We start from the raw sequence: 4637 nt of genomic DNA on the forward strand, positions 1-4637 counted from the left end.
GTTCCGGCATCATGGCGGAGACGCTGACGCATGACACCGCGCTGGCGCTGCTCGCCAACACGCTCGCGACCGGCGCCATGCTGGTGGTGTTGATCACCATCCTCGGACCGATCTCCGGGGCGCATTTCAATCCGGCCGTCTCGCTCGTCTTCTGTTTGAACCGGTCGCTCCCGCCGCGCGATCTGCCTGCCTATCTCGCCGCGCAGTTCGCCGGCGGCATCGCCGGCACGATCGCCGCGCACCTCATGTTCGCCCTGCCGCCCTTGGAGATCGCGACCAAGCTGCGCGCCGGACCGGCGCAATGGTTTTCGGAGATTGTCGCGACATTCGGCCTGGTCGCTGTAATTCTCGCCGGCCTGCGCTTCGAGCGACGGGCTGTGCCATGGCTGGTAGGCCTCTTCATCACCGCCGCCTACTGGTTCACCGCCTCTACGTCCTTCGCCAATCCGGCCGTCGCCGTGGCGCGTGCGCTCACCGACAGCTTTTCCGGCATCAGGCCGGCCGATCTCCCGGGTTTCATCGTCGCCGAACTGCTCGGCGCCTTTATCGCGCTGGCGCTGATGGGATGGCTGCTGCGGCCCGAATCCATCGAGCAATCCGAGCCACTGAAAGCCGAGCCATGACGGTCACCATCTACCACAACCCCGCTTGCGGCACCTCGCGCAACACGCTTTCCATGATCCGCGCCAGCGGTGAGGAGCCGATGGTGATCGAATATCTGAAGGCGCCGCCGAGCCGCGAACGGCTACTCGAATTGATCGCGGCGATGGGCATCACCCCGCGCGACCTGTTGCGGGAGAAAGGCACGCCCTACGCGGAGCTTGGCCTCGCCGATCCGAAATGGAGCGACGACGAGCTGATCGGTTTCATGCTCGCCCATCCGATACTCATCAACCGGCCGATCGTGGAGACGCCCAAGGGCACGAGGCTCTGCCGGCCGTCGGAGGCGGTGCTGCCGCTGCTCGACAACCCCGTGCGCGAATTCATCAAGGAGGATGGCGAGAAGGTTGCCTGGTTGCCGCAAACCTAGAACGCCAGATGCTTCATGAAGTAGATCGAGGCTCGTGGTTTGCGAACGAGTCGACAAAGTGATGGGCACGACACCGACTTCTTGCCAGTTCCTGCATAAGGTCCGCCGCTATCGGAGCTTGGCGATAGATTTGTCGCGCGGCGAACCCGTGGCGGCGATCGCTACGCCCGCAGCCGCTCAGGCGCAGTCCTTCAACTCGACCACCTCGACGCCGAGGCGGAAGGCCTGACCATCGGCATAGGAGCGCGCAAATTGCTCGGCTTCGAAAGGGAAGGTCAGCGTAGTGCCGTAGGCGGTGACGCGCACCGTCCACCTCTGGCCCTTGACGAGTTCAACGCCGTGAAGCTTGGCCGTCGCCATCTCACCCTCCTCCAGTCCGGCATGCTCGCGGACGCAAAGACTAACGCCGCGGAAGCCGTTTGAGTACAAATAATCCGACCCAATCGTGTCGCTGCCGCGTCGATTCCGACATTCGGCGCGGCGCTTCCGTGAAATGGATCACGTTCGCTGCTGGAACCCCGGACAGGTCGAGTGGATTAGACTTACGAGCAGAGGAGGTGTCCCATGATCCGCAAGCTGAAGTCCGGCGACTACCGGCTCTATTCGCGCAAGGTGGATCCGAGGACCGGCAAACGCCGGAATCTCGGTACCTTCAAGTCGCGCGAGGCTGCCGAAAAGCACGAGCGCGAGGTCCAGTATTTCAAGCGGCATTAGCGGCATGCGACAAGCTCGTTCGGTCCGGCGCCGCCTGTGCGGAAACGGGATCGCCGAGTGGGCAGTGATTAGAAAACGCTAACGGAACGGAAACACGTCCGCGCTAGGGTGGTGCGTCGGGCGATTGAGTTTGAGCCCGCCGGGCAAGTTTCGGGACCAGTGCATCATGGCCACCTTTCCCCACTTAGAGCGCCGTCTTCATTCACGAGAATTCGTGCTGAAGGAGGCTACAATCGTCACCGGCGACGCCAGCATCAGGTGCTCCGTCCGTAATCAGCACGAGCATGGCGCCGAACTGCGCGTCGGGCCGCAGGTGGAATTGCCCGACCGTTTCACGCTCATTGTTCCCGATGACGACGCCGTCTATCGGGCCGTGGTGCGCTGGCGCCGCAACGAGCGCGTCGGCGTGCAGGTCTACAGCAATTCAATGAAGGGCTGACGCCAACGCCGGGGCCCCGCTCATGCGCCGATGAGCGGCAATTGGGCTAGCAACTTCCGTGTCTGGATGGCGTCCCAGGAGATGTACTCAGTAATGGCAAGCCCGACGATGTCGCAGGCGCCCGCGACATGGCCGAGCAGCCGCAACACATGCTTCGGCTCAAGCCGGCCGCGCGGAACACCGGCAAGGAAGCCATCTCCAGCGCCGGGCTTGTTGAAGAGCATCGGCCGAAAGCTCTGCGGCCTGATGGCGTCGACGTCGAAGTGGATCGCTAGGTACTCGATGCCTTCCTGCTCGATCCATTTCAGCACCGAGGAAGAGCTCTCGGCAAGCTCGGCCGATCCCGTGCGCCGCAGGCCCATGCGGACGAGAAACTCGTTTTCGGGCGGCGACCACTCGTCCAGCCCTGCATACATTACTTTCGTGGGGTCGACGGGAACGTCGACTTCGGTGAGGAAATCCGGATCACCTTCGCCAAGCAGCATTGCCAGCACCTGCGAATTGCCTTGATGGAAATCCTTCGGCGTCTGCACATCTGGATGGGCGTCGATCCAGAGCACCCCGACAGTGCCGCGATAGTGCTTGTTGAGGTAGGCGATGGGCGCGAGATCGACCAGGCAGTCGCCGCCGATCGTGAGAATCCTATCCGGCCGATGCCGTTCGATGGCGGCTCGCGCCGCGCGCGCCTGATCGAGCAGAGCTTTCCTCGCGAGGATGCCGTCCTCGATCGCCGGCGCCGGACTGTCGCCGGGAGAGGGGACCGGCACGATCTCCTCCGGTCCTCGGGATGCGGGCAGCAGCCACGACAGCACTTTCGAACTGAGATGATACTCCTCGAGATTCCCGCCCTGCCATTGCGGCATATGCAGTCGCAGCGTTTTGCCGTTGGTGGCCGTCATCCTCGTTTCCAATCAGGTCCCGATTGCCGCCTTCAGGCGAGCGCCGCTCTCAGGAGGCTCGACCAAGCGGTCCGTTGTCAAGATTGACTGGCGCGCTGCGGGATCGAGGATGGCCGCCACCTTGAGGCAAGAGGCATCGCCTCAGAGTAGCGGCGCACGCTCGCCCAGTAGGCCCGGTGGGCTCGCCGAACTTGCGCTTCAGAACGCCGCGGCACCACGCCGGAATGCAGCATGAGAAGGCCGGGATGAGGACGCCCCAACATGTGTCGGCTCTCGTCGGACCCTCCCGTGCTCAGTCGTGATGCTCGGGCATCGACTTCAGCTGGTCCTTCGTCCATCTGGTCACGGCGTGGACGTCGCCGTCCTCGTCGCGCATGAAATCCAATTGGTTGGCGCTGACGGCGACCGGCTTTGCACCGATGCCGAGGAAGCCGCCGACATCGATGACGACCTGGCTGCCATGCATGTGGTCGACCGAGCCGATCTTTTCGTCGTCCGGGCCGTAGATGGTCGCGCCTTCGAGAATGCTGGGAGTCAATTCGGCGTTTGTCAGCCTCACGTGGTTGGTATGATCCATGACAGGTCTCCTGTGGTTAGACAGGAGGAACTGTCGATGGCAACGAGGGTTCCGCCGACGTCGAATGCCGGCAACGTCGCACGCGTCTGGGTTCCTGACCTACAGCCCTTTCCGTGCCCGGATGCTCCGCGCCGCCTGCTCGATCGCGGCGCGGTCGCTGCCCAGCCTGTCGAGCAACTCCTGCGCTTCTTGGGCCGATATGCCGGTGCGTATCGCAAGCGCCTCGACCGTCAGCACATCCGCGCTGTCGATCTCGCGCGTTCCCGGCAGCGCATCGTCTGCCGTGAGCGGCAGCGCAGCCTCGCGATCGATTTCCATCTCGGCCTGGCGCCAGTGCCGCTCATGGTCGCCATGCAAGCTGCCCTCGCGCTGCCAGAGCTCATAGGCACGCTGCCTGATCTTCTCGGTCCGATCATCATCCATTGCCGTTCCTCCCTTTGCGTGCCACTCAACGCGGGATGAGGCGGAACGATCCCCGAGACCCAAGAAGTGATCGGCTGGGCCGGCCAAAGCCTGGCCGGTTGTCAGGCTCCGTAAGTCGCCAGCGGCTTGCCGAATATCCCGGCCTCGGGTTTCACGCCCAGGCCCGGCCGCTGCGGCACGGCTATGTGGCCCTTTTCGATCACGACCGGGTTCTTCCAGTCGAAATGCCCGTCGATATATTCCTGGGCGATCCAGGCCCCCTCCATCCGGCGCGGCTCGACCGTGGCAGCAAGATGGACACAGGCCGCCGCGATGATGTCGCCGCCCCAGGCGTCGTCGCAGCTGTGCGGCAGCGAGCGAATGGCGCAAAGGTCGCGCACGGTTGTCATCTTCGTGAGGCCGCCGAGGCGCGTCACCTTCAAGCCGAAGCCGTCGGCGATGCCCATGGAGATCGCTCGCAGCACCGCGTTCTGGTCCTCGGTGCTCTCGTCGAGATAGACCGGATGCGTCACGCGGCCCTTCAGCGTAGCGACTTCATCCATGGTGTTGCAGGGC

9 protein-coding genes are annotated in these 4637 nt (G+C 63.8%); 4 read left to right on the top strand and 5 right to left on the bottom strand.

The features are described 5' to 3' along the window. Positions 1–623: MIP/aquaporin family protein (locus EOA60_RS19590; RefSeq protein WP_164899412.1), on the top strand; the 623-nt coding region annotated here is incomplete at its 5' end. After that, positions 620–1030 (top strand): arsenate reductase (glutaredoxin), encoded by a 411-nt coding sequence (arsC, locus tag EOA60_RS19595; protein ID WP_067321933.1) that lies wholly within the window; start codon positions 620–622, stop codon positions 1028–1030. The genes EOA60_RS19590 and arsC, both read left to right, overlap by 4 nt. A gap of 177 nt (positions 1031–1207) precedes the next feature. On the opposite strand, the gene EOA60_RS19600 is transcribed toward arsC, so the two are convergent. After that, positions 1208–1390, bottom strand: a complete 183-nt coding sequence (locus tag EOA60_RS19600) for a hypothetical protein (RefSeq protein ID WP_067321930.1) — start codon at positions 1388–1390, stop codon at positions 1208–1210. Between the two features lie 204 nt (positions 1391–1594). Between EOA60_RS19600 and EOA60_RS19605 the strand changes: the two genes are divergently transcribed. Next, positions 1595–1744 (top strand): hypothetical protein, encoded by a 150-nt coding sequence (locus EOA60_RS19605; protein ID WP_095778956.1) that lies wholly within the window; start codon positions 1595–1597, stop codon positions 1742–1744. Positions 1745–1910: 166 nt separating this feature from the next. Continuing rightward, entirely contained in the window at positions 1911–2183 is a 273-nt protein-coding gene (locus tag EOA60_RS19610; RefSeq protein WP_067321928.1) for a PilZ domain-containing protein, read from the top strand. A 20-nt stretch (positions 2184–2203) separates the two neighbouring features. Here the strand turns inward: EOA60_RS19610 and EOA60_RS19615 are convergent, their stop codons facing one another. The 4 genes from EOA60_RS19615 to EOA60_RS19630 all read right to left on the bottom strand — a co-directional run. Further along, positions 2204–3082: an arginase family protein gene (locus EOA60_RS19615; RefSeq protein ID WP_095824622.1), complete on the bottom strand. Its 879-nt coding sequence runs from the start codon at positions 3080–3082 to the stop codon at positions 2204–2206. Between the two features lie 292 nt (positions 3083–3374). After that, positions 3375–3659 carry a photosystem reaction center subunit H gene (locus EOA60_RS19620; RefSeq protein ID WP_095778953.1) on the bottom strand — a complete coding sequence of 95 codons (285 nt, stop codon included), beginning with the start codon at positions 3657–3659 and terminating at the stop codon, positions 3375–3377. A gap of 99 nt (positions 3660–3758) precedes the next feature. Next, complete coding sequence (locus EOA60_RS19625; RefSeq protein ID WP_067321922.1) at positions 3759–4082, bottom strand: DUF2934 domain-containing protein; 324 nt, start codon at positions 4080–4082, stop codon at positions 3759–3761. A gap of 101 nt (positions 4083–4183) precedes the next feature. After that, a partial coding sequence (locus tag EOA60_RS19630) for an enolase C-terminal domain-like protein (RefSeq protein ID WP_281060759.1) occupies positions 4184–4637 on the bottom strand: 454 nt, incomplete at its 5' end.

It is taken from the genome of Mesorhizobium sp. M1A.F.Ca.IN.020.06.1.1 (assembly GCF_004023265.1).
GTDB lineage: Bacteria > Pseudomonadota > Alphaproteobacteria > Rhizobiales > Rhizobiaceae > Mesorhizobium.

Coding starts and splice junctions, on each gene's coding strand:
- EOA60_RS19620 (WP_095778953.1), bottom strand. CDS start 3,659: ATGGATCATACCAACCACGTGAGGCTGACAAACGCCGAATTGACTCCC.
- EOA60_RS19605 (WP_095778956.1), top strand. CDS start 1,595: ATGATCCGCAAGCTGAAGTCCGGCGACTACCGGCTCTATTCGCGCAAG.
- EOA60_RS19600 (WP_067321930.1), bottom strand. CDS start 1,390: ATGGCGACGGCCAAGCTTCACGGCGTTGAACTCGTCAAGGGCCAGAGG.
- EOA60_RS19615 (WP_095824622.1), bottom strand. CDS start 3,082: ATGACGGCCACCAACGGCAAAACGCTGCGACTGCATATGCCGCAATGG.
- EOA60_RS19625 (WP_067321922.1), bottom strand. CDS start 4,082: ATGGATGATGATCGGACCGAGAAGATCAGGCAGCGTGCCTATGAGCTC.
- EOA60_RS19610 (WP_067321928.1), top strand. CDS start 1,911: ATGGCCACCTTTCCCCACTTAGAGCGCCGTCTTCATTCACGAGAATTC.
- arsC (WP_067321933.1), top strand. CDS start 620: ATGACGGTCACCATCTACCACAACCCCGCTTGCGGCACCTCGCGCAAC.